At 61.7% G+C, this 26,334-nt stretch carries 23 protein-coding genes; 10 read left to right on the forward strand and 13 right to left on the reverse strand.

All coding sequences use genetic code 11. The annotated features are described in order from the left end of the window. Positions 1-58: 58 nt before the first annotated feature. Positions 59-880 (reverse strand): IclR family transcriptional regulator C-terminal domain-containing protein, encoded by an 822-nt coding sequence (locus EDF71_RS12410; protein WP_133856896.1) that lies wholly within the window; start codon positions 878-880, stop codon positions 59-61. Between the two features lie 470 nt (positions 881-1,350). On the opposite strand from EDF71_RS12410, the gene EDF71_RS12415 reads away from it, so the two are divergent. The 9 genes from EDF71_RS12415 (at position 1,351) to EDF71_RS12455 (ending at position 9,689) form a co-directional block, all read left to right on the forward strand. Then, positions 1,351-2,052, forward strand: a complete 702-nt coding sequence (locus EDF71_RS12415) for a 3-oxoacid CoA-transferase subunit A (RefSeq protein ID WP_133856897.1) — start codon at positions 1,351-1,353, stop codon at positions 2,050-2,052. Positions 2,053-2,068: 16 nt separating this feature from the next. After that, complete coding sequence (locus EDF71_RS12420; protein ID WP_133856898.1) at positions 2,069-2,710, forward strand: 3-oxoacid CoA-transferase subunit B; 642 nt, start codon at positions 2,069-2,071, stop codon at positions 2,708-2,710. A gap of 37 nt (positions 2,711-2,747) precedes the next feature. Continuing rightward, on the forward strand, positions 2,748-3,950 hold the full coding sequence (gene pcaF / locus EDF71_RS12425; protein ID WP_133856899.1) for a 3-oxoadipyl-CoA thiolase: 1,203 nt from the start codon (positions 2,748-2,750) through the stop codon (positions 3,948-3,950). A 161-nt stretch (positions 3,951-4,111) separates the two neighbouring features. Further along, positions 4,112-4,909, forward strand: a complete 798-nt coding sequence (gene pcaD, locus EDF71_RS12430; protein ID WP_133856900.1) for a 3-oxoadipate enol-lactonase — start codon at positions 4,112-4,114, stop codon at positions 4,907-4,909. Between the two features lie 81 nt (positions 4,910-4,990). Then, the gene (locus EDF71_RS12435) at positions 4,991-6,049 is read left to right on the forward strand and encodes a cyclase family protein (protein WP_133856901.1); all 1,059 of its coding nucleotides are present in this window, start codon (positions 4,991-4,993) and stop codon (positions 6,047-6,049) included. A 74-nt stretch (positions 6,050-6,123) separates the two neighbouring features. Then, positions 6,124-6,420: a YciI family protein gene (locus EDF71_RS12440; RefSeq protein ID WP_133856902.1), complete on the forward strand. Its 297-nt coding sequence runs from the start codon at positions 6,124-6,126 to the stop codon at positions 6,418-6,420. Between the two features lie 20 nt (positions 6,421-6,440). Further along, positions 6,441-7,190 carry an SDR family oxidoreductase gene (locus tag EDF71_RS12445; protein WP_133856903.1) on the forward strand — a complete coding sequence of 250 codons (750 nt, stop codon included), beginning with the start codon at positions 6,441-6,443 and terminating at the stop codon, positions 7,188-7,190. Between the two features lie 67 nt (positions 7,191-7,257). Beyond that, positions 7,258-8,592, forward strand: coding sequence for a TIGR00366 family protein (locus tag EDF71_RS12450; RefSeq protein WP_133856904.1), 1,335 nt, complete (start codon positions 7,258-7,260; stop codon positions 8,590-8,592). Positions 8,593-8,690: 98 nt separating this feature from the next. Continuing rightward, complete coding sequence (locus tag EDF71_RS12455; protein WP_133856905.1) at positions 8,691-9,689, forward strand: tripartite tricarboxylate transporter substrate binding protein; 999 nt, start codon at positions 8,691-8,693, stop codon at positions 9,687-9,689. A gap of 81 nt (positions 9,690-9,770) precedes the next feature. On the opposite strand, the gene EDF71_RS12460 is transcribed toward EDF71_RS12455, so the two are convergent. The 12 genes from EDF71_RS12460 to EDF71_RS12515 all read right to left on the reverse strand — a co-directional run bounded on the left by EDF71_RS12460 (position 9,771) and on the right by EDF71_RS12515 (position 23,645). Continuing rightward, on the reverse strand, positions 9,771-11,804 hold the full coding sequence (locus tag EDF71_RS12460) for a PhoX family phosphatase (protein ID WP_133856906.1): 2,034 nt from the start codon (positions 11,802-11,804) through the stop codon (positions 9,771-9,773). A gap of 452 nt (positions 11,805-12,256) precedes the next feature. After that, positions 12,257-13,138 (reverse strand): SAM-dependent methyltransferase, encoded by an 882-nt coding sequence (locus EDF71_RS12465; protein WP_133856907.1) that lies wholly within the window; start codon positions 13,136-13,138, stop codon positions 12,257-12,259. A gap of 5 nt (positions 13,139-13,143) precedes the next feature. Next, a complete protein-coding gene (locus tag EDF71_RS12470) occupies positions 13,144-13,773 on the reverse strand; it encodes a DUF1415 domain-containing protein (protein WP_133856908.1) in 630 nt (209 codons plus the stop codon). A 199-nt stretch (positions 13,774-13,972) separates the two neighbouring features. Further along, positions 13,973-15,172 (reverse strand): deoxyguanosinetriphosphate triphosphohydrolase, encoded by a 1,200-nt coding sequence (locus tag EDF71_RS12475; RefSeq protein WP_166656528.1) that lies wholly within the window; start codon positions 15,170-15,172, stop codon positions 13,973-13,975. A gap of 25 nt (positions 15,173-15,197) precedes the next feature. Beyond that, positions 15,198-16,307: a 3-dehydroquinate synthase gene (aroB, locus tag EDF71_RS12480; protein ID WP_133856909.1), complete on the reverse strand. Its 1,110-nt coding sequence runs from the start codon at positions 16,305-16,307 to the stop codon at positions 15,198-15,200. 40 nt (positions 16,308-16,347) lie between these two features. Next, positions 16,348-16,905: a shikimate kinase gene (locus EDF71_RS25290; protein WP_133856910.1), complete on the reverse strand. Its 558-nt coding sequence runs from the start codon at positions 16,903-16,905 to the stop codon at positions 16,348-16,350. 117 nt (positions 16,906-17,022) lie between these two features. After that, the gene (locus EDF71_RS12490; protein WP_133856911.1) at positions 17,023-18,591 is read right to left on the reverse strand and encodes an Ig domain-containing protein; all 1,569 of its coding nucleotides are present in this window, start codon (positions 18,589-18,591) and stop codon (positions 17,023-17,025) included. A 21-nt stretch (positions 18,592-18,612) separates the two neighbouring features. Beyond that, positions 18,613-20,736: a type IV pilus secretin PilQ gene (locus EDF71_RS12495; protein ID WP_133856912.1), complete on the reverse strand. Its 2,124-nt coding sequence runs from the start codon at positions 20,734-20,736 to the stop codon at positions 18,613-18,615. Further along, positions 20,733-21,278, reverse strand: coding sequence for a pilus assembly protein PilP (locus tag EDF71_RS12500; RefSeq protein WP_133856913.1), 546 nt, complete (start codon positions 21,276-21,278; stop codon positions 20,733-20,735). Before EDF71_RS12500 ends, EDF71_RS12495 begins: the two co-directional genes overlap by 4 nt. An 8-nt stretch (positions 21,279-21,286) precedes the next feature. Continuing rightward, positions 21,287-21,958 (reverse strand): type 4a pilus biogenesis protein PilO, encoded by a 672-nt coding sequence (locus tag EDF71_RS12505; RefSeq protein ID WP_133856914.1) that lies wholly within the window; start codon positions 21,956-21,958, stop codon positions 21,287-21,289. Positions 21,959-21,966: 8 nt separating this feature from the next. Then, on the reverse strand, positions 21,967-22,569 hold the full coding sequence (locus EDF71_RS12510; protein ID WP_133856915.1) for a PilN domain-containing protein: 603 nt from the start codon (positions 22,567-22,569) through the stop codon (positions 21,967-21,969). Further along, a complete protein-coding gene (locus tag EDF71_RS12515) occupies positions 22,566-23,645 on the reverse strand; it encodes a pilus assembly protein PilM (RefSeq protein ID WP_133856916.1) in 1,080 nt (359 codons plus the stop codon). The genes EDF71_RS12510 and EDF71_RS12515 overlap by 4 nt, the downstream gene beginning before the upstream one ends. 261 nt (positions 23,646-23,906) lie before the next feature. On the opposite strand from EDF71_RS12515, the gene EDF71_RS12520 reads away from it, so the two are divergent. After that, complete coding sequence (locus EDF71_RS12520; RefSeq protein ID WP_133856917.1) at positions 23,907-26,303, forward strand: penicillin-binding protein 1A; 2,397 nt, start codon at positions 23,907-23,909, stop codon at positions 26,301-26,303. The last annotated feature ends 31 nt before the right edge of the window (positions 26,304-26,334 follow it).

Genomic DNA, 26,334 nt, shown 5'->3' on the forward strand with positions numbered 1-26,334 from the left:
CCGGCACCCGGCGGCGCCATGAAGCAAAGAAGAGGAAATAAGGAGCCGCGCCTGCGGCTCAGCGGGGCGCCAGCTTGCCGCCAATGCCCCGGCCCGCCTGGTAGCCCAGCAGGCCCGAGACGCGCCCGGCCGCCTGCAACAGCTGGGGCAGCAGCTCGCCCTGCATGATCTCGGGCGTGGTGCGGTTGGCCTGGCCGCTGATGTTCATCGCAGCAACGACTTGGCCGCTGGCATTGCGGATGGGGGCAGCGACCGAGGTGAGGCCCTCTTCCAGCTCCTGGTTGAGCAGGCACCAGCCTTCCGCGCGCACCTGCGCCAGCTCAGTCAGCAACTGGGCATCGTCCTGAATGGTGAAACGGGTGAACATCGTGCGGTCACGACCATCGAGCAAGGGCTGCAGCTCTTGCTCCGGAAGCTCGGCCAGCAGCACCCGGCCCAGCGACGTCCAGAAACTCGGCAGGCGCGAGCCCATGCCCAGGTTGGTGCTCATGATCTTGTGCGTGTGCACGCGCAACACGTAGACAACGTCCTGGCCATCGAGCACCGCGATGGAGCAGGACTCATGCGTCTGCTCGACCAGTGCATCCATCACCGGCTGGGCCAGGTTCCAGACCGGCATCGACGACAGATAGGCAAAGCCCAGATCCAGGATGCGCGGCGTGAGCGCAAACAAACGGCCCTCCACCCGCACATAGCCCAGGGTCTGCAAGGTCAGCAGAATGCGGCGCGCCCCGGCCCGCGTCATGCCGGTGGCCTCGGCCACTTCCGTCAAGGTCTGGCGCGGCGCTGCCGCGCCAAAGCTGCGGATGACCTCCAGCCCGCGCGCGAAGGACTGCACATAGCTGTCACTGGGGCGGAGGGTCGGGTCTTCTTCTTTCATAGGCCGCAATCGTGGTCGTTGGCGTGGAGCGGATCCCTGGCAATACAAAAGCAAATCGCAGGGACATCGGGTAGCGGATTATCCGGCAGTCTATAATTCTTTTAGCGAACTAATGTTCTATATACGAACATTTCTATTAAGAGCCTCTGGGAGGTTCTGCAAAACCCTCGCCAAGCGGGATGGACGCGGATCGGGATGAGATGCAAGGCGTCTTTTGCAGTCAATAGCCAGCTATTGACAAGAAAGACAACGCAGCAGATCGCCCGAGCCCGCGTGCAGACCACGGCAGGGAGTTTTGCAGGAACGCCCTAAGGGCCGCCGATCCTCTCAAATGCATTCCCAAGTCTCGCGCAGGCAGCCTTGGCATTGCATTTGTCGCACGCGGTACAGGCACTGCCACAGCGCAGCGCGACCATGCCGCAGCGGGATCAGCAGCCTGTTGCGACCCGTGTTCAGAACCAGGAGACAAGATGATCAACAAGATTTCGGACTCGATTGCCGAGTCCCTCAGCCGCGTCCAGGACGGCTCGACCGTGCTCATCGGCGGCTTTGGCACCGCCGGCATTCCGGCGGCCCTGATTGATGGCCTGATTGCACAGGGTGCGCGCGACCTCACGGTGGTCAACAACAACGCCGGCAATGGCGACACGGGCCTGGCGGCCCTGCTCAAGACCGGCGCCGTGCGCAAGATCATTTGCAGCTTTCCGCGCCAGGTCGACAGCTATGTGTTTGACGAGCTCTACCGCAGCGGCAAGATCGAGCTCGAAGTGGTGCCCCAGGGCAATCTGGCCGAGCGCATGCGCGCTGCCGGTGCCGGCATCGGCGCCTTCTTCTGCCCCACCGCCTACGGCACCGAGCTGGCCGCCGGCAAGGAAACGCGTGAGATCAATGGCAAGCACTATGTGCTGGAGTACCCCATCTATGGCGATGTGGCGCTGATCAAGGCCGAGCAAGGCGACCGCTGGGGCAACCTGACCTACCGCAAGTCGGCACGCAACTTTGGCCCGGTGATGGCCACCGCTGCGAAGTACACCATTGCCACCGTGCATGAGATCGTGGAGCTGGGCCAGCTCGACCCCGAGGCCGTGGTCACCCCTGGCATCTATGTCAACCAGGTCATCAAGATCGAGCGCGTTGCCACGCAAGCCGGTGGCTTCAAAAAAACAGCCTGAAGCAGGAGACAAGACCATGAGCAGCTACCAAAAACGCACGAAAGACGAACTGGCCGCCCGCGTGGCGCAGGACATCAATGACGGCGCCTACGTGAACCTGGGCATTGGCCAGCCGACGGCCGTGGCCAACCACATCCCCAAGGACCGCGAAGTCATCCTGCAGTCGGAAAACGGCATCCTGGGCATGGGCCCGGCACCCGCCGCTGGCGAGGAAGACTATGACCTCACCAACGCCGGCAAGCAGCCCGTCACCTTGCTGGCAGGCGGCAGCTTTTTCCACCATGCCGACAGCTTTGCGATGATGCGCGGCGGTCACCTCGACATCTGCGTGCTCGGCGCTTTCCAGGTGGCAGAGAACGGCGACCTGGCCAACTGGAGCACCGGTGAAGCCGGTGCCATTCCCGCCGTGGGCGGCGCGATGGACCTGGCCATTGGTGCCAAGCAGACCTGGGTGATGATGGACCTGCTGACCAAGAAGGGCGAGAGCAAGATCGTCAAGCAATGCAGCTACCCGCTGACCGGCATTGGCTGCGTCAAGCGCATCTACACCGATGTGGCCACCATCGAGGTCACCGACCAGGGCCTCAAGCTCATCGACACCGTTGTAGGTCTGGACAAGGCCGAACTCGAAAAAATGATTGGCCTGCGCCTGCTGTAAGCGCAGCGCCGATCTGTATTCATCCAAGGAGACCAAGATGACCAACGCCTATATCTGCGACGCCGTGCGCACCCCCTTTGGCCGCTACGGCGGCGCACTTGCCGGTGTGCGCACCGATGACCTGGGCGCCGTGCCCATCAAGGCGCTGATGGAGCGCAACCCCGGTGTGGACTGGACGGCAGTGACCGATGTGATCTACGGCTGCGCCAACCAGGCCGGCGAAGACAACCGCAATGTGGCCCGCATGTCCAGTCTGCTCGCGGGCCTGCCCATCGACGTGCCCGGCGCCACCGTCAACCGTCTCTGCGGCTCGGGCCTGGATGCCGTGGGCTCCGCTGCCCGCGCCATCAAGTCCGGCGAAGCACGCCTGATGATCGCCGGTGGTGTGGAATCGATGAGCCGCGCACCCTTTGTGATGCCCAAGGCCGAATCCGCCTTCAGCCGCAACAATGCCGTCTACGACACCACCATTGGCTGGCGCTTTGTCAACAAGCAGATGAAGGCGCTGTACGGCGTGGACTCCATGCCCGAGACGGCTGAGAACGTGGCCGACGACTTCAAGATCGAGCGCGAAGCCCAGGACCGCATGGCTTTAGCCTCGCAGCAAAAGGCCGCAGCGGCCATCGCTGCTGGCCACCTGGCCCGCGAGATCGTGGCCGTGACCATTCCGCAGAAAAAGGGCGATGCACTGGTGATCAGCCAGGACGAGCACCCCCGCGCCACCACGATCGAAGCGCTGGCCAAGCTCAAGGGCGTGGTGCGCGAAGGCGGTACCGTGACGGCCGGCAATGCCTCGGGCGTGAACGACGGCGCCTGCGCCCTGCTGCTGGCCAATGAAGAAGCTGCCCAGCAATACGGCCTGACCCCTCGCGCCCGTGTGGTGGCCATGGCGACTGCCGGTGTGGCACCGCGCATCATGGGCTTTGGCCCGGCACCTGCCGTGCGCAAGGTGCTGGCACTGGCCGGCCTGACCTTGGCCGACATGGATGTCATCGAGCTGAACGAAGCCTTTGCCGCCCAAGGCCTGGCCGTGCTGCGCGACCTGGGCATTGCGGATGACGACCAACGCGTCAACCAATGGGGCGGCGCGATTGCGCTGGGCCACCCGCTAGGCGCATCGGGCGCACGCCTCGCTACCACCGCCGTCAACCAGCTGCATGCACTGGGTGGCCGCTACGCGCTGTGCACCATGTGCATCGGCGTCGGCCAGGGCATTGCCGTGGTTCTCGAAAAAGTCTGACGCTCCACTGCGGCGGCAAGCGCAGGCCTGCAAAGGCCGCGCCTTGCCCCGCATCTCCCGACACCCTCCCCCCTAAAAACACCAGCGCTGCTGCCTAGCCCGCCTTGGCGCAGCCACGCCCGCGCAGCGATGCAGGGGCACTTTTTGAAGGACAGAACGCCATGGCAACACAACAAATCACCACTGCGACCGGCATGTTCAACATCGATCTGCAAGGCCCCGAGGGCGCGCCGGTGCTGGTTTTCTCCAACTCGCTGGGCACCACCTTGGACATGTGGGACGCCCAGGCACGCACCTTCAGCAGCCAGTACCGCGTGCTGCGCTATGACACCCGTGGCCACGGTGCCAGCGTCGTGAGCCCTGGCCCCTACCAGTTCGCCCAACTGGGCGGCGATGTGCTGGCCATTCTCGACAGCCTGGGCATCGACCAGGCCCATTTCTGCGGTATCTCGATGGGCGGCCTCACCGGACTGTGGCTGGGCGTGCATGCCGGCGCACGCATGCGCAGCATCACCGTGGCCAACAGCGCCGCCAAGATTGGCGCCGAAGCCGGCTGGCGCGACCGCGCTGCCCTGGTGCGTGCCAATGGCGCAGCAGCCATGCAGACCCTGGCCGATTCATCGCCCAGCCGCTGGTTCACCGAAGGCTTTATCGCCAGCCAGCCCCAGGTGGTGCAGACCGCCCAGGCCTGGATTGCCGGCATTGCCCCCGAAGGCTATGCCAGCTGCTGCGAGGCCCTGGCCGTGGAAGACCTGCGTGCCGATATCGCCCGCATCCAGACCCCCACCCTGCTGATTGGCGGCAGCGCCGACCCGGTCACCACGGTGGCCGATGCCGAGGCCATGCATGCCGCCATTGCCGGCTCGGAGCTGGCGACGGTGCCGGCCTCGCACCTGTCCAACCTCGAAGTGCCCCAGGCCTTTGACCTGGCACTGGGCAGCTTTTTGCAAAAACACTGAGGCAGCCGCCTTGAACCATGCAGACGGGTACCAAGAACAACAATCGCCCGCTGCAGCCCTTCCTCAACCAAGGAGACAAGCATGTCCGATGCCAATCCACGCTGGAAGCAGCGCCCTGCAGGATCGACCTGGGGCGACTTCGGCCCCGATGACCAACTGGGCCGCCTCAACCTGCTGACGGCCGCCAAGGTGCGCCAAGGCGTTGCCGAGGTGCAGGAAGGCCTGCGCTTTTCGCTCAGCCTGCCGCTCGACTACCCCGGCGGCAGCGCGCTCAACCCCAACCGCAAGCCGCCTGTGCTGCGCCCCTTGCAGCGCAATGGCCTGGTCAATTTCAACTGCCTGCTTGGCGACCTGGAGCCCGGCCGCACCGATGTGCTGTCCGACGACATGGCCGTGCTGTCGCTGCAGTACTCCACCCAGTGGGATGGCCTGGCCCATGCCGGCCAGCTGTTCGATGCCAATGGCGACGGCGTTCCCGAGCCGCTCTACTACAACGGTTTTGCCGCTGGCCGTGATGTGCTGGGGCCGCTGCTGGTCAGCGACACCGGCATGCCCACGGCCGAGAGCAGCGGCAGCACCAGCTGCGCCAAGGCGCTGGGCATTGAGGGCATGGCGCAGAACGGCGTGCAAGGCCGAGGCGTGATGATGGACCTGCATGCGCACTACGGCGATGCCCGCAGCCTGATCGGCTACGACGAGTGGATGCGTGTGATCGAGGCCGACCGCCTGGAGATCGAGCCCGGCGACATGCTCTGCCTGCACACCGGTTTTGCCCAGGCCGTGCTGGCGATGCAGAAGAACCCCGACCCGGTGGTGCTGAACAACAGCTGCGCGGTGCTCAATGGCCGCGACGAGAAGCTGCTGCAGTGGATCAGCGACAGCCAGATCGCCGTGATTGCGGCCGACAACTATGCCGTCGAAGCGCACCCGGCGCAGCCCGGTGCCGATTGCTGCGCGGCGCTGCCGCTGCATGAGCACTGCCTGTTCAAACTGGGCCTACATCTGGGCGAGCTCTGGCACCTGACGCCGCTGGCGCAGTGGCTACGTGCCCATGGCCGCAGCCGCTTTCTGCTGACCGCCCCACCGCTGAACCTGCCCGGCGCCATTGCCTCGCCCGTGACCCCGATTGCCACGGTCTGAGACCGGCCTTCAGAGAACCGCTTTACCGCGGCAGCAGCCCAGGCTCGCCTGCCACACCCTACCCCGGAGCCACCATGCCCTACATCATTGAGACTTTCGACAAGCCCGAACACCAGGCCGTGCGCCAGGCCCACCGCCCGGCGCACCTGGACTTTCTGGCACGCAACGCGGAGCTGCTGCTGGCCTGCGGCGCCAAGCTGCAGGACGACGGCAGCGACATGGGCGGTGGCCTCTATGTGGTGGACCTGGACACGCGCGAAGCCGCCCAGGCCTTTATCGAATCCGATCCCTTCTACCAGGCTGCACTGTTTGCCCAGGTGCGCATCACGCGCTGGCGCAAGGCCTATGTGGCCGGCCAGTGCTGCCTGTGACGCCTTTCTTGGAAACCTCTATGTCCACTCCAACGACTCCATCGACCTCCGCACGCCCCCGCGTGCTCATTACCGGCGGCGGCGCTGGCATTGGTGCAGCCGCTGCGCTGCGCTGCCATGCCGATGGCTATGACCCGGTCATCATCGACCGCCAGATTGACCAGGTGCCGGCCGGCTTTGTCGCGATCCAGGCCGACCTCAGCAGTGCCGAAGACACGGCACGTGCGCTGAACGAAGCGCTCGCTGGCGGCCCCATCACCCGCCTGGTGAACAACGTTGGCATCGTGGTGCCCAACGACGCCGCCAGCCAGACCCTGGCCGAGTTCGACCTCGCCGTATCGCTGAACCTGCGCTGCGCCTTCCAGTGCATGCAGGCCTTGCTGCCGGGCATGCAGGAGGCGCGCTTTGGCCGCATCGTCAACATGTCCTCGCGCGCGGCGCTGGGCAAGGACCTGCGCACGGCTTACGCCGCCACCAAGGCCGGCCTGATCGGCATGACCCGCGTCTGGGCGCTGGAGCTGGGCCAATGGGGCATCACCGCCAATGCGATCGGCCCCGGCCCCATCCGTACCGAGCTGTTCGACAAGGCCAACCCGCCAGGCGCCGAGCGCACGCAAAAGATCATCCAGTCCGTGCCCGTCAAGCGCGTGGGCACGCCCGACGACGTGGCCCATGCCGTGGCCTACATGCTCGACGAGCGCAGCGGTTTTGTCACCGGCCAGGCGCTCTATGTCTGCGGCGGCATGACCGTGGGCGTGGCACCGGTCTAGCCCTTTTGGCCGGGCCTGTCTGTTGCGGGCCCGGCTTTGCTCCTTCCATCGATAACAAGAGACATTGATGTCAAAAATCACCGCTTTTTTCACCGAGCTGATGCGCAAGTATCTGCCCGACCCCTTTGTGTTCGCGATTTTGCTGACCTTGCTGACCATGGTGCTGGCCTTTGCCGTGGAGAGCCGGCCCATCAACCTGGTGGTGCAGGACTGGGGCAAGGGCTTTTGGAGCCTGCTGGCTTTCACCACCCAGATGGCGGTGATCCTGGTGATGGGCTATGTGCTGGCCGCTGCGCCGGTGGTGGACCGCTTCCTCAACCGCATTGCCGGCATGGTGCACACGCCGCGTGGCGCCATCATCATGGCCACCATCGTGGGCTGCGTGGGCAGCTACCTGAACTGGGGTTTTGGTCTGGTGATTGGCGGCATCATGGCCAAGAAGCTGGCCGTGCGCGTCAAGGGTGTGCACTACCCGCTGATCATCGCCTCGGCCTACACCGGCTTCACGATGTACAGCCTGGGGCTGTCGGCCACCATTCCGGTGCTGATCTCCACCAAGGGCCACAGCTTTGAAAAGCAGATGGGCATCATCCCGCTGAGCGAAACCATCTTCTCGCCCCACATCCTGCTGACCGCGTTGGTCGTGCTGATTGTGCTGCCGCTGATCAATGCCGCGATGCACCCCAAAGCCGGTGAAAAAGTCACCGAAATCAGCCCCGAGCTGGCCAGCAACGAAGAAGCCAAGGGCCCATCGGCCGCCAACCTGCTGGGCGATGAAAAGACCTTTGCCGGCCGCCTGAACAACAGCCGCATCCTGAGCTGGCTGATTGGCCTGACCGGCATGGCCTTTGTGGTCATGCACTTTGTGCAGAACGGCAGCCTCGATCTGAACATGATCAATTTCTTCATCCTGTTCCTGGGCATCTTGCTGCTGGGCACGCCGATGAAGTATGTGGAAAAGGTCAATGAAGGCGTCAAGACCATTGGCGGCATCATTCTGCAGTTCCCGTTCTACGCCGGCATCATGGCCATCATGCATGCCTCGGGCCTGGTCGAATCGATCGCCCATGTGTTCGTGAGCTTCTCGACCGCCTACACCCTGCCGCTGTGGGGCCTGGTGAGCTCCTTCTTCATCAACTTCTTTGCGCCCTCGGGCGGCGGCCACTGGGTGCTGCAAGGCCCCTTCATGATCGAAGCGGCCAAGACCCTGGGCGCATCGCAGGCCCATACCGCCATGTCGGTGATGCTGGGCAATGGCTGGAACGACCTGGTGCAGCCTTTCTGGATCCTGCCTGCACTGGCGCTGTCCAAGCTCAAGCTCAAGGACATCATGGGCTACACCGTGGTCTCGATGTTCGTCGTGGGGGCCATCTATATCGGCTCCTCCCTCTTCTGGCCATAAAACACGCCAGACCGTCCCTTCCTCCGGCTGTCACGCGAGACCCAACAAGCATTGACAAAACAAGTGGCAGCCTTTTTCACCTTGCTTTGGAGATACCCATGAACACCATCCGTTTCAACGCCCGCCGCACCGTGCTGCAAGCCATTGCCGCTGCCAGCCTGGGCGCCGCCCTGCAGCCAGCAGCCTTTGCGGCCGAGGCCTTCCCGAACAAGCCCATCACGCTGATCGTGCCCTTTGTGGCTGGTGGCACCACCGACATCCTGGCCCGCATCGTTGGCCAGTCGCTGGGCGAAGAACTGGGCCAGCCGGTGATCATCGACAACCGCGCCGGTGCCGGTGGCAATATCGGCGGCCAGTTTGCTGCACGTGCGCCGGCCGATGGCTACACCATCTTCATGGGCACCGTGGGTACCCATGCGATCAATGAATGGCTCTACAAGAAGATGCCCTTCAACCCCAACAAGGACTTTGTGCCGCTGACCCGCGTGGCCAATGTGCCCAACCTGCTGGTGGCCAACCCTGCGCAGCCTTTCAAGAACGTTAAGGAGCTGATCAGCTATGCCCAGGCCCACCCCGGCCAGGTGAACTTTGGCTCCTCGGGCAGCGGCAGCTCCATCCACCTGTCGGGCGAGCTGTTCAAGATGATGGCCAAGGTCGACATGATCCACATCCCCTACAAGGGCAGCGCACCGGCCGTGACCGACCTGCTGGGCAACCAGATTGCGATCATGTTTGACAACATGCCCTCTGCGATCCAGCACGTGCGTTCTGGCAAGCTGCGCCCCCTGGCGGTGACCACCGCCAAGCGCTCGCCCGAGCTGCCCGATGTGCCAACCGTTGCTGAAGCAGGCGTGCCCGGCTACGAAGCCACCTCCTGGTTTGGCCTGTTCGCCCCCACCAAGACGCCCGCCGATGTGCAGGCCAAGTTGCATGCCGCCATCATCAAGGTGTTGCAAAAGCCTGACGTGATCAAAAAAATTGGCGACCAGGGCGGCGAAGTGGTGACCGAATCGCAGGCCGAATTTGGCAAGTTTATCGCTGCTGAAAACGAAAAGTGGAAGCAAGTGGTGAAGACCTCGGGCGCGACCGCAGGCTAATCCACCCAAGCGTACACAGCAAAGCCGCCGATCCTGGACGCCCAGGGTCGGCGGCTTTTTCTATGCAGCGCGGCTAGCGGATCACACGCCGATCGGGCCGCCGTCCACCTTCTGGATCACCACCGTCGACGAGCGCGGGCGCACCGTGCCCTCAGGCGCGCGGGTGGCATCGGCCGTGCCATAGGCGGGCCAGTTCACCGGGTGCTGGATGTTGAGGAAGATGCTGGTGTGGTCGGGCGTATAGGCAAAGCCGGTGATCTCGGCCTCGTTCGGGCCGACAAAGAAGCGGCGCAGCTCGGCCTGGTTGGCGGCGTTGATGACCGGGCCTGTGCCCTTGGCATCCTTCAGCGCGCCCGGCACCACGGCCAGCATCTGGTCGTTGGTGGCCTTGGCAACCGCATTGTTGCGGCCACCATCGATGCCGTTGTCGGTCTGGATCCACAGAATGCCGCGGTCATCGAAAGCAATGCCATCGGGGCTGGCGAGCTGGTTCAGCTCGGTCAGACCCGAGCGGTTGGTGTCGGCGTTGGAGGCGGCATCAGAGCCAAAGACAAAGATGTCCCAGCGGAAGGTGTTGGCACCGGCGTCGTCGTGCCAGCGCACGATATGGCCGTTCACATTGTTCAGGCGCGGGTTGGCGGCATTGGTGCCGCGCTCGGCATTGCGGCTGGTGTTGTTGGTCAGGGTCAGGTAGACATCGCCATTGCTGGGGTGCACGGCTGTCCACTCGGGGCGGTCCATCGGTGTGGCACCGACAAAGTCTGCCGCGCCACGGGTGTTGATCAGGATGGCATCGATATTGCCAAAGGCCTCGCCCAGGCTGCGGCCGTCCTTGCCCTTGGTGGCAGGGGTCAGCGCCAGCCATTCGCCCTTGCCTTCGGCATCAAAGCGCGCCACGTACAGGGTGCCCTTGTCCAGGTACTTGTTGCCCACGGCAATGCGGTCGCTGCGCGCGGCATCCTTGGGGTCCCACAGCGCTTCGGACACAAAGCGGTAGATGTACTCAAAGCGCGAATCATCGCCGCTGTAGAAGGCCAGCGGCTTGCCGGCTACCGGGATACCGTAGGCAGCGCCTTCGTGAGCAAAGCGGCCCATCGCGGTGCGCTTGGTGGCCGTGCTGCCGGGGTCATAGGGATCAATCTCGACCAGGTAGCCAAAACCGTTGACCTCGTTGCGCCAGTCCTGCAGGCCATCCGCGCCAGTAGCGGTGATGTTGAAGCGGGCAAATTCGCCTTGCTGCTCCGTCGCATCGCCGGCGGCTGTTTCCCACTGGTAGCGGCCCAGCTTGGCCTGCACGCCCACCCGCTTTTGCGCGGCGGTTTGCTCGCCGGTGTTGACAAAGCAGGCGGCCCAGTTTTCTTCGGCGGTGATGTAGGTTCCCCAAGGGGTGGTGCCATTGCCGCAGTTGTTGTTGGTGCCGCGCACCTGGGTGCCTGCGGTGGAAAACGGCGTCTTGACCCAGTCCGTGCCCGCCACAGGGCCGGACAGGTTCATCGGCGTGGCCGAAGTGAAGCGGCGGTTGTAGCGCGAGTTCTGGATGATCTCCCACTGGCTGCCCTGCTTGCGCACATGCATCACGGCAACGCCATGGGCATTGACCTCTTTGCGCACCTCTTCTGCCGGGCGCTTGCCGTCCACCGAAGTGGGGCCGTTCGGGTGCAAGGCTTTTTCGTCGATGTACTCGTGGTTGACGACCAGCAGGCCCTCGCTTGAGCTGCCGGCCAGCGGGAAGTAGTGCATGCCGTCATGGTGCATGCCGGTGGAGTGCAGCAGATCCTGCGAGGTGTTGCGGCCTTCATTGCTCCAGGGCGCTGCCTGGTCGTTGAGCGGCGTGCCCCAGGCACCGATGGCCGAGGCCACGTAGCCGGCGGGGACCACGCAGGCATCCGTCATCGAGTTGGGCAGCGACGCAAAGCCGAGCTTGACGGCCTTGTCATCATCGCCATCACTGCCGCCACCGCAGGCGGAAATGCTGGCACCGGCAAACAGCGCCAGGGCCGAGCCCAGGCTGCCGCGCATCACCAGACGGCGCGACATGTTCGCTTCGAGAATGGTGCTGAAAGGGGTGTTGCCGTCCGTGTTGCGGACGACCTTGTCGGAAATGGATTTGCTCATCGCTTCGACTCTCCAGATTATTGAACCACCGTAGGGAAGGCCCAGTCTAGAAAGCGGCACAGCGACTTTTGTGAATCTCCGATGACGTCACAGCACTGTCATCGATGCGATAAGTTTGTGCGTTATAAGTCCCTGTTCAAAGTCTCTACGCAGCCGCGTTGGAGTGCAATCGGGATGAGTTCGAAGCGATGGTCCGCCGCTTGCACCGGGGTGCAAGCAAGGGCCAGCGCGCAGAAATCGCCCGATTTCACTCCAACCCGTAGGGACAGTGGCTTTGCGCTGCCCGGGTAGGGAGCGGTCTGCGTCGTTGCAAATCCTCGCAATAGCGCGGCTATTGCTGCGGTGTTGCGCGGCTGGGCGCCCCCTCGCATCCCATCTCGCAAAGACACTGTCGCGGCGCGAGGAGACTTTGAACAGGGTCCAAGCCGCGCCACGCCCGCACAAACTGCCAATTAATCCAGGCGGTACCGATGCTGCAGGGACTGGTCCAGACCGAACTCGACCAAGAGCTGTTGCAAGCGTTCAGCCGCTGCTCGCTTTTTCTGGCCGGTGTATTTGGCCAAGATCAGCTCGTTCTTCATGCTGTGTTCCCAACCAACCAGCTCGGTCACGGTGACCTGGTAGCCCTGGCTTTCCAGGTAGAGGCAGCGCAGCACATTGGTGATCTGGCTGCCCATCTCGCGGGTGTGGATGGGGTGGCGCCAGAGTTCGGCCAGGGGCGTGCGCGACAGGCTCATGGCCTTGTTCTGGCGCAGGCATGCGGCTACTTCGGCCTGGCAGCAAGGCACCAGTACCATGGCGCGGGCATGCTTTTCCAGGCCAAAGGCGATGGCGTCATCGGTGGCGGTATCGCAGGCATGCAGCGCGGTGACCACATCAAAGCGCTCGGGCACCGCATCGGTACGGGTCGAATCGGCGACCGACATGTTCAGGAACGACATGCGGTCAAAACCCAGATCGGCCGCCAGCTGCTGCGAGGCCTCGACCAGCGGCGCACGGGTTTCGATGCCGTAGATATGGCCACGGCCCAGGTTCTTGAAGAACAGGTCGTAGAGGATAAAACCCAGGTAGGACTTGCCGGCGCCATGGTCGGCCAGGCTGACCGGGTGGTCTTGCGCCGACAGCTCGGTCAGCAAAGGCTCGATGAACTGGTAGAGGTGATAGACCTGCTTGAGCTTGCGGCGCGAATCCTGGTTCAGCTTGCCATCGCGCGTGAGGATGTGCAGCGCCTTGAGCAGCTCAATCGACTGGCCGGGCTTGAGCTCCAGCTGCTGGGCGACATCGGGGGCGGCGGGCTTGGGGGTGCTACGGCCTGCGGCGCGCGGTGCTTTCATCGTTTTCATTCCTTGGCCTTATCGCTGGGCGCATCCTGGTGCGGGAAGGGGCAGCGCGGGCCGACGCCCAGATCCAGCCAGCCTTCCAGACCCAGCGCATCGAGCGTGTCCATGTTCTTTTCGTAAATCGCATCGGCTTCGGGGAAGGCTTCGACGGCCTTGTCGATGCTCTCCTCGCGCAGCAGGTGCAGGATGGGGTATGGCGAGCGATTCGTGCAGTTGGTCACGTCATCGACCGTCGTGCCCTCGAACTGGAACAGAGGGTGGAACGAGGCCACCTGCAGAATGCCGCCCAGATCCAGCTCTTCGATCATTTCGTCAGCGATTTCCAGGAAATCGTTGAAATCCAGAAAATCATGCAAGGCCAGTGGCAGGATCAGCAGGGTGGTATCGCGCTTGTCCGGATTGGCTTCGGCCAGCGCTTCGAGCTCGCGGTGCAGATCATGCGCTACCGCTTCGGCATCCTGCGCATCGCTCACCACATAGTGGATCTGGTCCTTGACATGCACGCCCTTGGCAAAGGGGCAGAGGTTCAGGCCGATGACGGCTTTTTCCAGCCAGTTCACGGTGTCGGCCATCACCACCTGGTGCAAGGCCTCATCCGCAGGCGCGGGCGCAGCATGGGTATCGGTCATCGTGGGGCTTTCTGGTGGAGTTATAGGTGGCCAGCGGGGGCCGTCTGCGCGCCATCACCCTGCAAAGGGGTGGGCGCCAGGCGCAAGGGCGGCGCAGGGCCGCAGGCAGGCAGAGGCTGACGCTGGGCCTGCCATTGTAGCGAGGGGCGCTTTGCCACTTGCAGCGCTAAGCCATGCCCGGCGTGCAGGCGTCCGGCTGTCAGGGCACCAGCACGCGCTGGCCGGTCAGGCGCTCATGCTCGCGCAGGGCATAGCGGTCGGTCATGCCGGCGATGAAATCGGCCACCACGCGGGCGCAAGCGATCGGGTCCAGACCGGCGGCACGGGCGGCAAAGCGCGGCTTCATTTGGGCGGGGTCGGCCAGGTAGATGTCAAACAGCTCGCGCACCACGACCTTGGCCTGGCCGGTGGTCTGCACCACCTGCGGGTGGCGGTACAGGTTCTTGAACAAAAAGCGCTTGAGCTCGGCCGACTCGGCCGCCATCGTGCTGCTGAAACCGACCAGGGCGGGCAGCTGGCGCACGGCATCCACATCGGCCGGCTGCGCAGCCTGCAGGCCTGCGCTGGTGTGGCGGATCACGTCGTAGATCTGCTCGCTGAGCATGCGGCGCGTGGCCTCGTACAGCCATTTGCGCTGCCAGCGCGGCTCCTGCAACTGTGGGTACTCGGCCAGTGCCTCTTGGGCATAGCGGGCAAACAGCGGCACGCCCATCAACTGCTCCAGGCTGATCAGGCCGGAGCGCACGCCGTCGTCGGCATCATGGGCGTTGTAGGCGATCTCATCGGCCAGATTGGCCAGTTGGGCTTCCAGACCAGGCCGCTGGCCAAGCAGGAAACGCTGGCCTACGCCACCGGGTTCACGGGCCTCCAGCTGCCGCGCATGCTTGGCGGAGCAGTGCTTCAGAATCCCTTCCCGGGTTTCAAAGCAGAGGTTCAGACCGCTGTAATCGGGGTAGCGCTCTTCCAGCGTATCGACCACGCGCAGGCTCTGCATATTGTGCTCAAAGCCGCCAAAGTCCTGCATGCAGTCATTGAGCACATCCTGGCCCGCATGGCCAAAAGGCGTGTGGCCCAGGTCATGGGCCAGGCAGATGGCTTCGGTCAGGTCTTCATTGATGCGTAGCGCCCGCGCCACCGAGCGACCCAGTTGCGCCACCTCGATCGAGTGCGTGAGGCGGGTGCGAAACAGGTCGCCTTCATGGTTCAAAAAAACCTGGGTCTTGTAGACCAGACGGCGGAACGCGGTGGAGTGGACGATGCGGTCGCGGTCGCGCTGGAAGGCGCTGCGCGTGGGCGCCGCCTCTTGCGCATGCAGACGGCCCTGGCTGTGGTGGGAGAAGCAGGCATAAGGCGCCAGGCCCAGCTCGGTCCAGACTTGCTGGGGCTCGGCTGGCTGCATCAGCGGCGCTGGGCGGTCCATCCGCTCAGGCCTGTGCTGCCTCGGTGCAGCAGAGGTCGATGACTTCGCGCACCAGCGCATCGGGCGCTTCGCGTACCACCGCCTTACCTGGGCCATCGATCAGCACAAAGCGGATCGCACCAGCCTGGGATTTCTTGTCGTGGCGCATCAGTTCGAGATAGCGGCCCGCATTGTCATCAGCATCCAGAATGGCACCGCGCACCGGCAAGCCCGCACGTGCAATCAAGGCGCGCAGGCGCTGTACAAAGGCCGCATCGACCAGGCCCAGACGCTGGGACAGCTCGGCGGCCATCACCATGCCGGCGCCGACGCCTTCGCCATGCAGCCAGACGCCATAGCCCATGCCAGCTTCGATGGCGTGGCCAAAGGTGTGGCCAAAGTTCAGAATAGCGCGCAGGTCCGCCTCGCGCTCGTCCTTCGAGACCACATCGGCCTTGATCTCGCAGCTGCGGCGCACGGCATGGGCCAGCGCGCGCTTGTCGCCAGCGATCAGCGCAGGCATCTCGGCCTCCAGCCAATCCATGAAGGCCATGTCCGCAATCGGGCCGTATTTGATGACTTCGGCCAGACCGGCGCTCAGTTCGCGCGCGGGCAAGGTGTCAAAGGTGTCCAGGTCGCAGACCACCAGTTGGGGCTGGTAGAAGGCGCCGATCATGTTCTTGCCCAGCGGATGGTTGATGCCGGTCTTGCCGCCGACAGACGAATCCACCTGGGACAGCAAGGTGGTGGGCACCTGCACAAAAGGCACGCCGCGCATAAAGCTGGCCGCAGCAAAGCCGGTCATATCGCCCACGACACCGCCCCCCAAAGCAAAAAGCACCGTCTTGCGATCGGCGCCGTTTTGCATCAGGGCATCAAAGATGCCTTGCAGGGTTGTCCAGTTCTTGTGCGCTTCGCCATCGGGCAGCACTACCAGTTCGACCTTGGGGTAGTGGGGCGCCAACGCAGCCTGCAGTTGGCGGGCATAGAGCGGGGCAACCGTGTCATTGCTGACGATCAGCGCCTGCGAGGCTTTGGGGCAGTGCGCAAAGGTGTCCGCCTGGGCAAGCAAGCCAGAAGCAATCAGGATGGGGTAGGAGCGGTCGCCCAGGTCAATATGAACAGTGTCGGTCACAGGTGTTTGCGTCGGGAAGTTGTACGGTTTCGCCCGCCCATTATCGGGGAGTTGCCAGATTCGCGCCCAGCTGCGGCACCAAGCCGGCAAGCTCGGCCTGCATGCTGACCTTGCGCATGACCTGGCCGGTACCACAACGCAAGGTGTCGATGGTGTAGTGCGCCGTCTCTTCGTACAGGGCGGCACGCACAGCCAGCAGGTCCTTGAGGCGCTTGAGCGTGTCATCGCCCTGCAGCAGCGGCCGGCCGGTATCGTTGCGCAGGCGCCGGGCAATGTCTTCGGGGCTGGAATGCAGGTAGAACACCGTCGTGTGGGCATGCAGCACGGTGCGGTTCTCGGGCCGTAGCACGGCGCCACCGCCAGTAGACAGAATGCAGGCCCGCTCCCGTGTCGCCAACGCGGCAATCACCTGGGCCTCGACATCGCGAAAAGCCTGCTCGCCCTGGGCTGAGAAGTACTCCTTGATCGTGCAGCCCAGCTGCGCCTCGATCACATGGTCGGAATCGACAAAATCCACACCCCAAAGGCGTGCCAGCTGCCGGCCGATGGTGGATTTACCACTGCCGGGCAGCCCAATCAAACACACGGAAGGTGCCATCGCGCTACATCCTGAAAACGGACTGCACATGATAGGGCAATGGCGGGCATAAAAAAACCTCCGGCGGGCCGGAGGTTTCTTGGGCTAGACCCGTTGGAAGGGTCTACAACAACGCTATCACGGTGTCGTGGGTGTCGTGGGTGTCGTTGGTTCTTCCTCCGTACAGGTCTTGGCCGTGTCCGTGATCCGGAAGGTTACTTCACGGGTCACCGAGTTAGCGGAGTTCTTTGCCGTCACAAACATGCGGTAGGTACCGACTTGCGCACAGGTCAACAATGAACCCGAGCCGATGCGGCCAGTCGAGCCTTGACCCACCACCTGCATCCAACCTGGCGCACCTTCCAGAACCCAGGTCACATTGTCACCCGTCGCCGTGAAGGCGTAGGTGTAAGAGGTTCCCACATCCATCGATGCAATTTCGCAAGGCGTGGTCGAAGAGCCGGTGCAACCATTGATGGTGAAAGCTACAGGGGTGTCTGGCAGGTTACCCACCACGGTCAGCACCAAGGTGTTGCGTGCAACTGCGCCATTGGCATCACGCACATTCAGCACAATGGTGTACGCACCGGGGGTCTTGACATTAGGCGTACCCGAGATCAAGCCATCGGAACTCAGACTCAAACCGGCAGGCAGGGTCGAACTGGTGGACCACAGGAAGGGGGCCACACCGCCTTCGGCAATCAAGGCATGGGCATAAGGAGCAGCATTCTGCACAGTCTGGGTCAATTCCGAATCAGGAATGCTCAGCGCGCTGGTTGCAATCGCATGCACCACGGGAATCACGGCGTATTGCGTGATGGGATCCTGGATACCGTTGGAGACATCATTGTCAGCGCGGTCCACGGTCAGACGCAGCAACAGGGAGCCCGATGCTGGGCCGCTAGCCACCGAGAACTGACCCACACCATTGACGGTGTTGATCTGCATGGAACCACCGTTGGACTGGCCGTTGGCCAGCAGCTTGGCGCCATCCGAGGCAGCATTGGGCACAATGCTGACCTGCAGATTGGCATTGCCCGCGCTGCTCACTGGCTGGTCATTGTCGTTCTTGAGGATTGCCTGCACCACCACGCTGTTGGGGATATTGTTCAGGTTGTCACGCGAACCAACGTAGGCGGTCTGCTTGGTCAGGGTGACCGTTGCAGGGGTTGCGGTGCTACCACCGCCTACCTTTACCGTTGCACGGTCGCTGTACACCTTGCTATCACGTGGATCGGTCACGCTGCACTGTACGGTAACTTCTCCGGCAATGTCGTGCGAGATGATATGGAACGACGCACCACCGGCGTTGGAGCCCAGGGTGATATTGCGATACGCGCCTGGAACCTTGGCAGTGGTAGTTCCGGATGGGATCTCCACGGTATGCTCATCCTTACCATCCAGGTAATAAAGCGCGCCGGAGTCCAGACCCGAGGTGATATTGCAGGAGAAAGCACCATCTTCCTGGTTAGGAATTGGGTTATTGCCTGCGCTGGCCTGGATGTAGAGTGTAGACATGTAGGGGTAGTAGTCCCCGTTTCCATAGCCTGGCAAACTACCACCAACATTCACGGGCACTGTAGCCTTGGAGGCCGTCAGCTTGATGCTGTACTGCTGCTGCGATTCACCACCACTGCCACCACCGCCGCCACATGCGGCCAACAGCAGCGGGGCGACCAGCACCAAGGGTTTCAACAAATTTCTCATAACTCTCCCTGTCTATCTTAATTAACGCATTTCACCGCGGTCTGAAATCATCTTTGGGGTGATGAATACCAGCATTTCGCGCTTTTCCGATTCACGAACATTGTTCTTGAACAGATTTCCCACCACGGGAATATCTCCCAACAAAGGGATCTTGTTGGTGGTCGATGTCTCGGACAGCTCGAAAATACCGCCAATCACCACGGTTCCGCCATTTTCCACCAGCACCTGGGTCTTGATATGCTTGGTATCGATTGCGGGGCCTGCCGTGGTATTCGCACCCTGGGAATCCTTGGAGACATCCAAGTCCAAGATGATGCTCCCTTCAGGTGTGATCTGAGGCACCACTTCTAGCTTCAACACCGCTTTTTTGAATTCCACCGTCGTCGCACCATTCTGGGCCGAGTTCTGGTATGGAATTTCCGTACCTTGCTCGATCAGAGCCTTGGTTTGATCCGCAGTGATCAAACGTGGACTGGAGACAATCTTGCCCTTGCCATCTGCTTCCATCGCTGACAATTCCAGCGACAAAAAGCGGTTAGCGGCTGAGTTGAAAATGGACAGCGCAAATGTACCACTGCTAGCCCCGGTGGACAGAGCGGCTGCGGGCAGATTGACGAAGTTACCAGTGGATGTATTGGTTCCGCCCATCCCTGTGGTCCCCACCGCATTGTCATAGCTGGTGCCAAAGCCCACGCGGTTTCCGCCACCAATGCTGTAGCCGCCATCACCGCCACTGGCGGCGCGCATATCGCCGCCGCCCAGGCGGACGCCCAACGCTCGGCCAAAGGTGTCACGCGCTTCCACAATGCGCGCTTCGATCAGCACTTGGCGAACAGGAATATCCAGGCTGACCAGCAGACGGCGGAACTCTTCGAGCTTGGCGGGGATATCGGTGATGAACAGCTGGTTGGTACGAGGCTCTGCAATGGCCGAACCGCGCGCCGTCAGAAAACGACTTTGGGTGCCGCCGGTACCACCACCACCGCCGCCAGTATTGCTGGTGATTTGCTTGAGCAACTCAGTCGCTTTGGCGTAGTTCAGTTGGAAGGCCTGGGTCTGCAGCGGCACCTTGTCTTCCAGCTTGGCAACGGCATCAAAGTCTTTCTGGATGCGTTCATCGATTTCGTCCTTAGGTGCAATCCACAGCACCGTACCGGACTTGCGCATGCCCAGGCCCTTGGCATCCAGAATGATCTGCAAGGCCTGGTCCCAGGGAACATCCTTCAGGCGCAGGGTCAGTGCGCCATTGACGGTGTCCGAAGTGACGATATTGAAGTTGGTGAAGTCGGCAATCACCTGCAGCAGCGAACGCACTTCAATGTTCTGGAAGCTCAACGACAGCTTTTCGCCGGTGAAAGTGCCCGAAGAACCCAGCTTGTTTGGATCGGTCTTGCGCTGGCGCACTTCGACGACAAACTGGTTGTCGCTTTGGTACGCGCTGTGCTCCCACTCGCCAGAATTTTTCAGCTGCACAAACACGGTGCTGCCCGCTTGGCGTGCCGAGATCATGCCGACAGGCGTGCCAAAGTCAGCCACATCGAGCTTGCGGCGCAGGGCTTCGGGCAGCAGGGTGTGCTGCAGCTCCAAGGTCAGGCCATCGCCTTGCTTGGAAATATTCACGCCCACCTTGTTGTTGGGCAAGGAGATCACCAGACGACCCGCACCATCGGTACCACGGCGGAAATCCAGGTCCGACAGTGGCTGCGAGTAGTTGTTGCCATCTTCGGCAAACTGGGTGTTTTGCGTATTGGCGCTGGCGACTGCCTTCGCAGCAGGCTCCAGAGCCACCAGCAGGTCATTGCCGCTGACTTCCGTCTTGTAGTTGGTGCTTTCCTTCAGGTTCAGTACCACGCGGGCCTTGGTGTCCGTCTCCACGACATTCAAGGAACGCAGATTGCCCTGGTTGAGCTCCAAGCGGTTGTTGGGCATCGCACTCTTAAACCCTGGCAAGTCCAATACCACGCGCGCGGGCGATTGGATGCTAAAGGTTTCCGGCATGACCAGCGGCGCGCCGTCGGTCTCGATCTTGACCATTTCCACGCCGTCACGCACCAGGGTCGAGACTTTGTTGATGCGTCCCTGCGCCAGCGCCCAGGATGGCAGCAGCATGGCCATCAAAGGAATAAGTACGCTGAATTTCTTCATTTTTTGGCCTCCTGCAGCTCAAGCACTGCATCTCTCTCTATCCATTCACCCACACCATCTTGCACAATCTCCCGCAGGGTGATTGCGCTCTCGTTGATGCTTTTTATCTTTCCGTAATTCTGGCCCATGTACATGCCCTTGCTGACCTGGTAGATCAGGCTATCGGCCTTGACCAGGGCCACATCCTGGCTGCCCTTTTTCAAAAAGCCCACCATCGAAATGGTGTCGAGCGGAAACGACTCGAGCTGCTCTTTGCGTCGCGCGCGCTCCGGCGCCACCAGGGCATCCGAGATGGTTGCAGGTGCATTGGCGCTCGCACCCAGCAAAGCTGCCAGCCGCTCCTTGCTGAAAGGGTCCAGGGTCGCACTGGCCAAATAGCCCTGGGGAACAAATTCCTTAGGCGCCGTGATGGGCTTGACCGAAGGCCGGGTGCTCGCCTGTTCCTGCTGCATCCATTGCTGCAGGTCATCACTCTCATCACTACAAGCTGCCAGCAGCGATACCGCCAGCGCAGCTCCAATCCATTTAGACAAAGTATGCATATCCCACCCTACTTCTTCCCATTCTGTTTGGACTTCGCAGCTTGCTGCTCTTGGAGTTCTTGCGGATCCAAATAACGGAAGGTTCTTGCGGTTGCATTCAACACCAAGGTCGCACTGTCCTTATTCGTTGGTGCCAACGCAATATTGTTCAAGGTCACAATACGCGAGAGATTGGCCACGTCTGCAGCGAAGAAACCGATATCGTGGTACCTGCCATTTACCTGCAACGTAATAGGCAGTTCGGCATAGTAGTCACGAACCACCGTCTGCCCAGGCTTGAACAAGTCAAACTGCAGGCTGCGGCCAATGCCCGCCTGGTTGATGTCCGACAGCAGGGCTGCCATTTCTGCCTTGCTCGGCAGTTGCTTTTCCAGCTGGGTCACGTACTGCAAGACCTGCTCACGCTGTTTGCGCAGCGCATCAAGATTGACAGCTTTGCGCAAGCGGGTCTTGTAGTCTTCCTTGAGTTGGAGTTCCTGCGCTTGTGAGGCGGTCAGCTCGTCTTCAAAACTGCTCAGGTAGGCATACCAGCCCAGGCCAATCACTACGGCGGCAATAAATACCAACAGCACCGCACGTGGTGCGGCCGGCCAAACGGAAGGGTCCTTGGGGTCGAGGTTTTGAAACTGGCGCTGAAAGTTCTTCAGCGCATCACCCATTTGAATATTTTTCGTTGCCATGGCCGCCCTTACTTTTTCAGCGCCTGCGCGTTGTTGGCCTGCTCCACATCACTGGAGCGCACCAAGCCAAAACGAAGGTTGAAGCCAGCCACTCGCTTACGCTCACGGGCATTGATCTGGGTGGTCGTACCGACGACCTCCACCAATTCGGGCTTGGACAGCCAAGGCGTCTTGGTCGCCAGACTGTTGAGCAATTCGGACACCCGCTCATTGGATTGAGCAATGCCCTGAATCTGCACAGTCTGGTCCTGCTGCTTGAGGCTTTCGATGTAGACGCCATCAGGCAGTTGCAGTACCAGTTCATTGAGCAAATGCACTGGCAGATTGCGGTCGGATTGCAGATCCTCCACCGCTTTCTGCCGCGCCTTCAGCGCAGCAATTTCCGCATCAATCTTGGCCACATCGGCGATCTTGATATCCAGCGCCTTGATCTCGCGCGTCAGCAGTGCATTGCGCTCCGCTTGCTGATCGATCTGGTACTGGTAAAACATGTAGACAGCACCGCAAGCCAGCGCACCCACCAGGGCGGCGGCCACCATCGATGCCTGAAAACTTTCTTTGCGCTTTTTGCGCGCAACTTCGCGGTGCGGTAGCAGATTGATCAAAATCATGCTGCATACCTCCGCAGCGCCAGGCCACAGGCAGTGAGATAGGTGGTGAAATCCTTGCTTTTGGCACGCGAACGTACGGCGGCATCCATCACCATGTCTTCAAACGGGTTGGCAGCAGACGCCGCAAAACCCGTGGCATCGATCACCGCATCCGTCAGCCCGCTGAGAACGGCGGAACCGCCTGCCAACAAGATGTGGTCAATGCGGTTGTGCGGGGTGCTGGTGAAGAAGAATTGCAGAGCGCGGTTGATCTCTTGACCGACACTTTCTACAAAAGGCTTGAGCACGACTTGCTTGTAGTCAGCGGGCAAATCACCACCGCGCTTTTTCTGCTCAGCTTCTTCTTGCGAGAAGCCATACTGGCGCATGATCATCTGCGTGAGCTGCCCCCCATTGAAGGACTGGTCACGCTCATAGATCACCTGATTGTTGTGGATGATCTGCAGGAAGGAGGCATTACCGCCAATTTCGAAAATGGCGATGAAGGCGTCCTTGCCCTTGCTGGGCATATTGCCGATCAGGCGCCGGGCCGCCAGGGCAGTGGCATTGGATTCAATCTCCAACACCACGGGCTTCAGGCCTGCCGCTTCTGCCAGACCTTGCCGGTCTTGAACTGTTTCTTTGCGCGCAGCCGCGATCAGTACGTCGACATCGCCCACCGAGTTGGAAGACGGGCCAATCACGTAGAAATCCAGGTTCACCTCGTCGAGGGAAAATGGTATGTATTGGTTAGCTTCTGATTCAACTTGAAACTCCATCTCCAGCTCCGAGAGCCCCGATGGCAGCACAATCTTCTTTTGAATCACGGCAGAAAGCGGCAACGCCAAGGCAGCTTGCTTGGTACGTGTGCCGCTTTTCTTGACCAGGCGCCGCAAGGAATCGGCCACCTCGTCAAAGCGCTCGATGCCTGACTCGGTGACCCAGCCTGGCTCCAGCAGCTCCTGTGCACAGCGCTCAACAATGTATTGACCGCTGCCATTCCTCCCCAGTTCAACCAACTTGATGCTCGACGCGCTCACGTCTATCCCCAAGAGGCTAGACGGCTGGCGTCGGAACAAAGATCCCATTGAGACCAAGATGGGCTCCTCCCTAATTTGCTCTATGTTGAGCTACAAAACTTAACACCCCCTATGAATGCTATCAGCAAGATAGTCGTGCAGCAAAGAACCACCTGCGCTCAGACCCAATTCGTTGTCAAAACAATACGATACAAGGGATACATTGGACGCAGCATGACATTTGTCACAAGCTAATTCAAAACCGGCGCGCACCCCAGCCAAAGCAGCCGCGTGATAGCATTCCCTGCTTATGCAAGCTCCTCTCGACGGTCTGACCCCATGAATCCAGACGCTCCGATCTCGCGCAGAACGCCTGAAAAGCCTCCCGCCAAATCCCCCAAGCAAGCCAAGCCCTCCAGCTTCGCCACCAAGACGCTGAAGTTCTTTGGCTGGCTGCTGGCCTTGCTGGTGGCTGGCGCCATCGCCGGTGCGGCGGTCGTCGCCGTGGGCCTGGCCATGGCCTACCCCAACCTGCCCGATGTCTCCGAGCTGGCCGACTACCGCCCCAAGCTGCCGATGCGCGTCTACTCCTCCGAAGGCGCCTTGCTGGGCGAGTTCGGCGAAGAACGCCGCAATTTGACGCCGATTGGCGAAATTCCCAAGGTGATGGTGGACGCCGTGCTGGCCATCGAAGACACGCGCTTCTTCGAGCACAGCGGTGTGGACTACAAGGGCATGGCGCGCGCCTTGCTCGCCAACCTGGGGCGCGAGAAGGCCCAGGGCGCGTCCACGATCACGATGCAGGTGGCCCGCAATGTCTATCTGTCGTCTGAAAAAACCTATACCCGCAAGATATATGAGATCCTGCTGACCCTGAAGCTAGAGCACACCTTGAGCAAGAATCAGATTCTGGAAATCTATATGAACCAGATCTATTTAGGCAACCGTGCCTATGGCTTTTCGGCCGCATCCGAGACCTATTTCGGCAAGCCGCTCAAGGATGTGACCGTCGCCGAGGCAGCCATGCTCGCCGGCCTGCCCAAGGCCCCTTCGGCCTACAACCCGATCAGCAACCCCAAGCGCGCCCGCATCCGCCAGCTCTACATCATTGACCGGATGGAAGAGAACCACTTCATCACGCCCGCCCAGGCCAGCCAGGCACGTGAGGAATCACTCAAGATCCGCTCCAGCTATGCAGACAACCGCGTGCATGCCGAGTATGTGGCCGAAATGGCACGCCAGTTGATCTTTGCCCAGTACGGCAGCGAGGCCTACACCCGTGGCCTCAACGTCTACACTACCCTGATCGCCAGCGACCAGGAAAAAGCCTATGAGTCGCTGCGCAAGGGCATCATGGACTACGAAAAGCGCCAGCACTATCGCGGCCCGGAGAAATTCATCAACCTGCCGGCCGCCGGCCAGGAGCGAGACGAGGCCATCGACGAGGTGCTGGCCCAGCACCCGGACAACGGCAATATCCTCTCTGCCGTGGTTTTGGAGGCAGCACCACGCAAGGTCGTGGTCATCCGCGCCGATGGCGATCCGATCGAGATCACCGGTGAAGGCCTCAAGCCCGTGCAATCGGGCCTGAGCGACAAGGCGCCGCCTAACACCAAGCTGCGCCCTGGCGCCGTGGTGCGCATCATGGAAACCGCCAAGAAGACCTTTGAGCTGACCCAACTGCCCGAGGTGGAAGGCGCCTTTGTCTCACTCGATCCGCGCAGCGGTGCCATCAAGGCGCTGGTCGGTGGTTTTGATTTCGACAAGAACAAGTTCAACCATGTGACCCAGGCTTGGCGCCAGCCCGGCTCCAGCTTCAAGCCCTTTATCTACTCGGCGGCGCTGGAAAAAGGCTTCTCGCCCACCACCGTGATCAATGATGCACCGCTGAGCTTCCCTGGATCTGCCGGCCAACAGCCTTGGGAGCCGAAGAACTCCGACGGCCGCTTTGATGGCCCGATGACCATGCGCCAGGCGCTGGCACGCTCCAAGAACCTGGTGACCATCCGCGTGATGCAGTCGGTGGGCCCCAAAAAGGCCCAGGAATGGGTGACCAAGTTCGGCTTTGATGCCGACAAGCAGCCGCCCTACCTGCCCATGGCCTTAGGCGCCGGCTCGGTCACGCCCATGCAGATGGTGTCCGCCTATTCGGTGTTCGCCAACGGTGGCCACCGGGTCAATCCTTATCTGATTGCCAAGATCACCGACCATCGCGGCAATGTGCTGTCGGAGTTCGCACCGCCAGCCACCGAAGACCTGCCGCGCGCCATCGATGCCCGCAATGCCTTTGTGATGGACTCGCTGCTGCAGGATGTCGCCCGCTACGGCACCGCTGCCAAGGCCCAGGCCCAGCTCAAGCGCCCGGACATCTATGGCAAGACCGGTACCACCAATGACTCGGTGGACGCCTGGTTCGCCGGCTTCCAGCCCACCAACGCGGCCGTGGTCTGGATGGGTTATGACAACCCCCGCAGCCTGGGTGCCCGCGAATACGGCGGTGGCCTGAGCCTGCCGATCTGGATCAACTACATGCAGCATGCACTCAAGGATGTGCCTGTGGCCAAGATGACGCCGCCCAGCGGCCTGGTCAATGTGGGCGGTGACTGGCTCTACGAAGAGTACGCACGCAGCGCCCCCAACCTGGGCCTGGACTCTCCCGCGTCGACCGCTGGCACCATGGTGCCGCCGCCCAACTCGGAAGAGCGCAACAAGATCCTGGATCTGTTCCGCAACTGACCTAGCGCCAACACCCAAAGCAAAGGCCAGC

Origin of the sequence: Comamonas sp. JUb58 (assembly GCF_004364775.1) — a bacterium.
Classification (GTDB): Bacteria; Pseudomonadota; Gammaproteobacteria; order Burkholderiales; family Burkholderiaceae_C; genus Comamonas.

Coding starts and splice junctions, on each gene's coding strand:
- EDF71_RS12520 (WP_133856917.1), top strand. CDS start 23,907: ATGAATCCAGACGCTCCGATCTCGCGCAGAACGCCTGAAAAGCCTCCC.
- EDF71_RS12495 (WP_133856912.1), bottom strand. CDS start 20,736: ATGAAGAAATTCAGCGTACTTATTCCTTTGATGGCCATGCTGCTGCCA.
- EDF71_RS25290 (WP_133856910.1), bottom strand. CDS start 16,905: ATGGCACCTTCCGTGTGTTTGATTGGGCTGCCCGGCAGTGGTAAATCC.
- EDF71_RS12505 (WP_133856914.1), bottom strand. CDS start 21,958: ATGGCAACGAAAAATATTCAAATGGGTGATGCGCTGAAGAACTTTCAG.
- EDF71_RS12420 (WP_133856898.1), top strand. CDS start 2,069: ATGAGCAGCTACCAAAAACGCACGAAAGACGAACTGGCCGCCCGCGTG.
- EDF71_RS12475 (WP_166656528.1), bottom strand. CDS start 15,172: ATGCAGCCAGCCGAGCCCCAGCAAGTCTGGACCGAGCTGGGCCTGGCG.
- EDF71_RS12470 (WP_133856908.1), bottom strand. CDS start 13,773: ATGACCGATACCCATGCTGCGCCCGCGCCTGCGGATGAGGCCTTGCAC.
- EDF71_RS12465 (WP_133856907.1), bottom strand. CDS start 13,138: ATGAAAGCACCGCGCGCCGCAGGCCGTAGCACCCCCAAGCCCGCCGCC.
- EDF71_RS12415 (WP_133856897.1), top strand. CDS start 1,351: ATGATCAACAAGATTTCGGACTCGATTGCCGAGTCCCTCAGCCGCGTC.
- pcaD (WP_133856900.1), top strand. CDS start 4,112: ATGGCAACACAACAAATCACCACTGCGACCGGCATGTTCAACATCGAT.
- EDF71_RS12450 (WP_133856904.1), top strand. CDS start 7,258: ATGTCAAAAATCACCGCTTTTTTCACCGAGCTGATGCGCAAGTATCTG.
- pcaF (WP_133856899.1), top strand. CDS start 2,748: ATGACCAACGCCTATATCTGCGACGCCGTGCGCACCCCCTTTGGCCGC.
- EDF71_RS12490 (WP_133856911.1), bottom strand. CDS start 18,591: ATGAGAAATTTGTTGAAACCCTTGGTGCTGGTCGCCCCGCTGCTGTTG.
- EDF71_RS12445 (WP_133856903.1), top strand. CDS start 6,441: ATGTCCACTCCAACGACTCCATCGACCTCCGCACGCCCCCGCGTGCTC.
- EDF71_RS12410 (WP_133856896.1), bottom strand. CDS start 880: ATGAAAGAAGAAGACCCGACCCTCCGCCCCAGTGACAGCTATGTGCAG.
- EDF71_RS12455 (WP_133856905.1), top strand. CDS start 8,691: ATGAACACCATCCGTTTCAACGCCCGCCGCACCGTGCTGCAAGCCATT.
- EDF71_RS12460 (WP_133856906.1), bottom strand. CDS start 11,804: ATGAGCAAATCCATTTCCGACAAGGTCGTCCGCAACACGGACGGCAAC.
- EDF71_RS12435 (WP_133856901.1), top strand. CDS start 4,991: ATGTCCGATGCCAATCCACGCTGGAAGCAGCGCCCTGCAGGATCGACC.
- EDF71_RS12440 (WP_133856902.1), top strand. CDS start 6,124: ATGCCCTACATCATTGAGACTTTCGACAAGCCCGAACACCAGGCCGTG.
- EDF71_RS12510 (WP_133856915.1), bottom strand. CDS start 22,569: ATGATTTTGATCAATCTGCTACCGCACCGCGAAGTTGCGCGCAAAAAG.
- EDF71_RS12500 (WP_133856913.1), bottom strand. CDS start 21,278: ATGCATACTTTGTCTAAATGGATTGGAGCTGCGCTGGCGGTATCGCTG.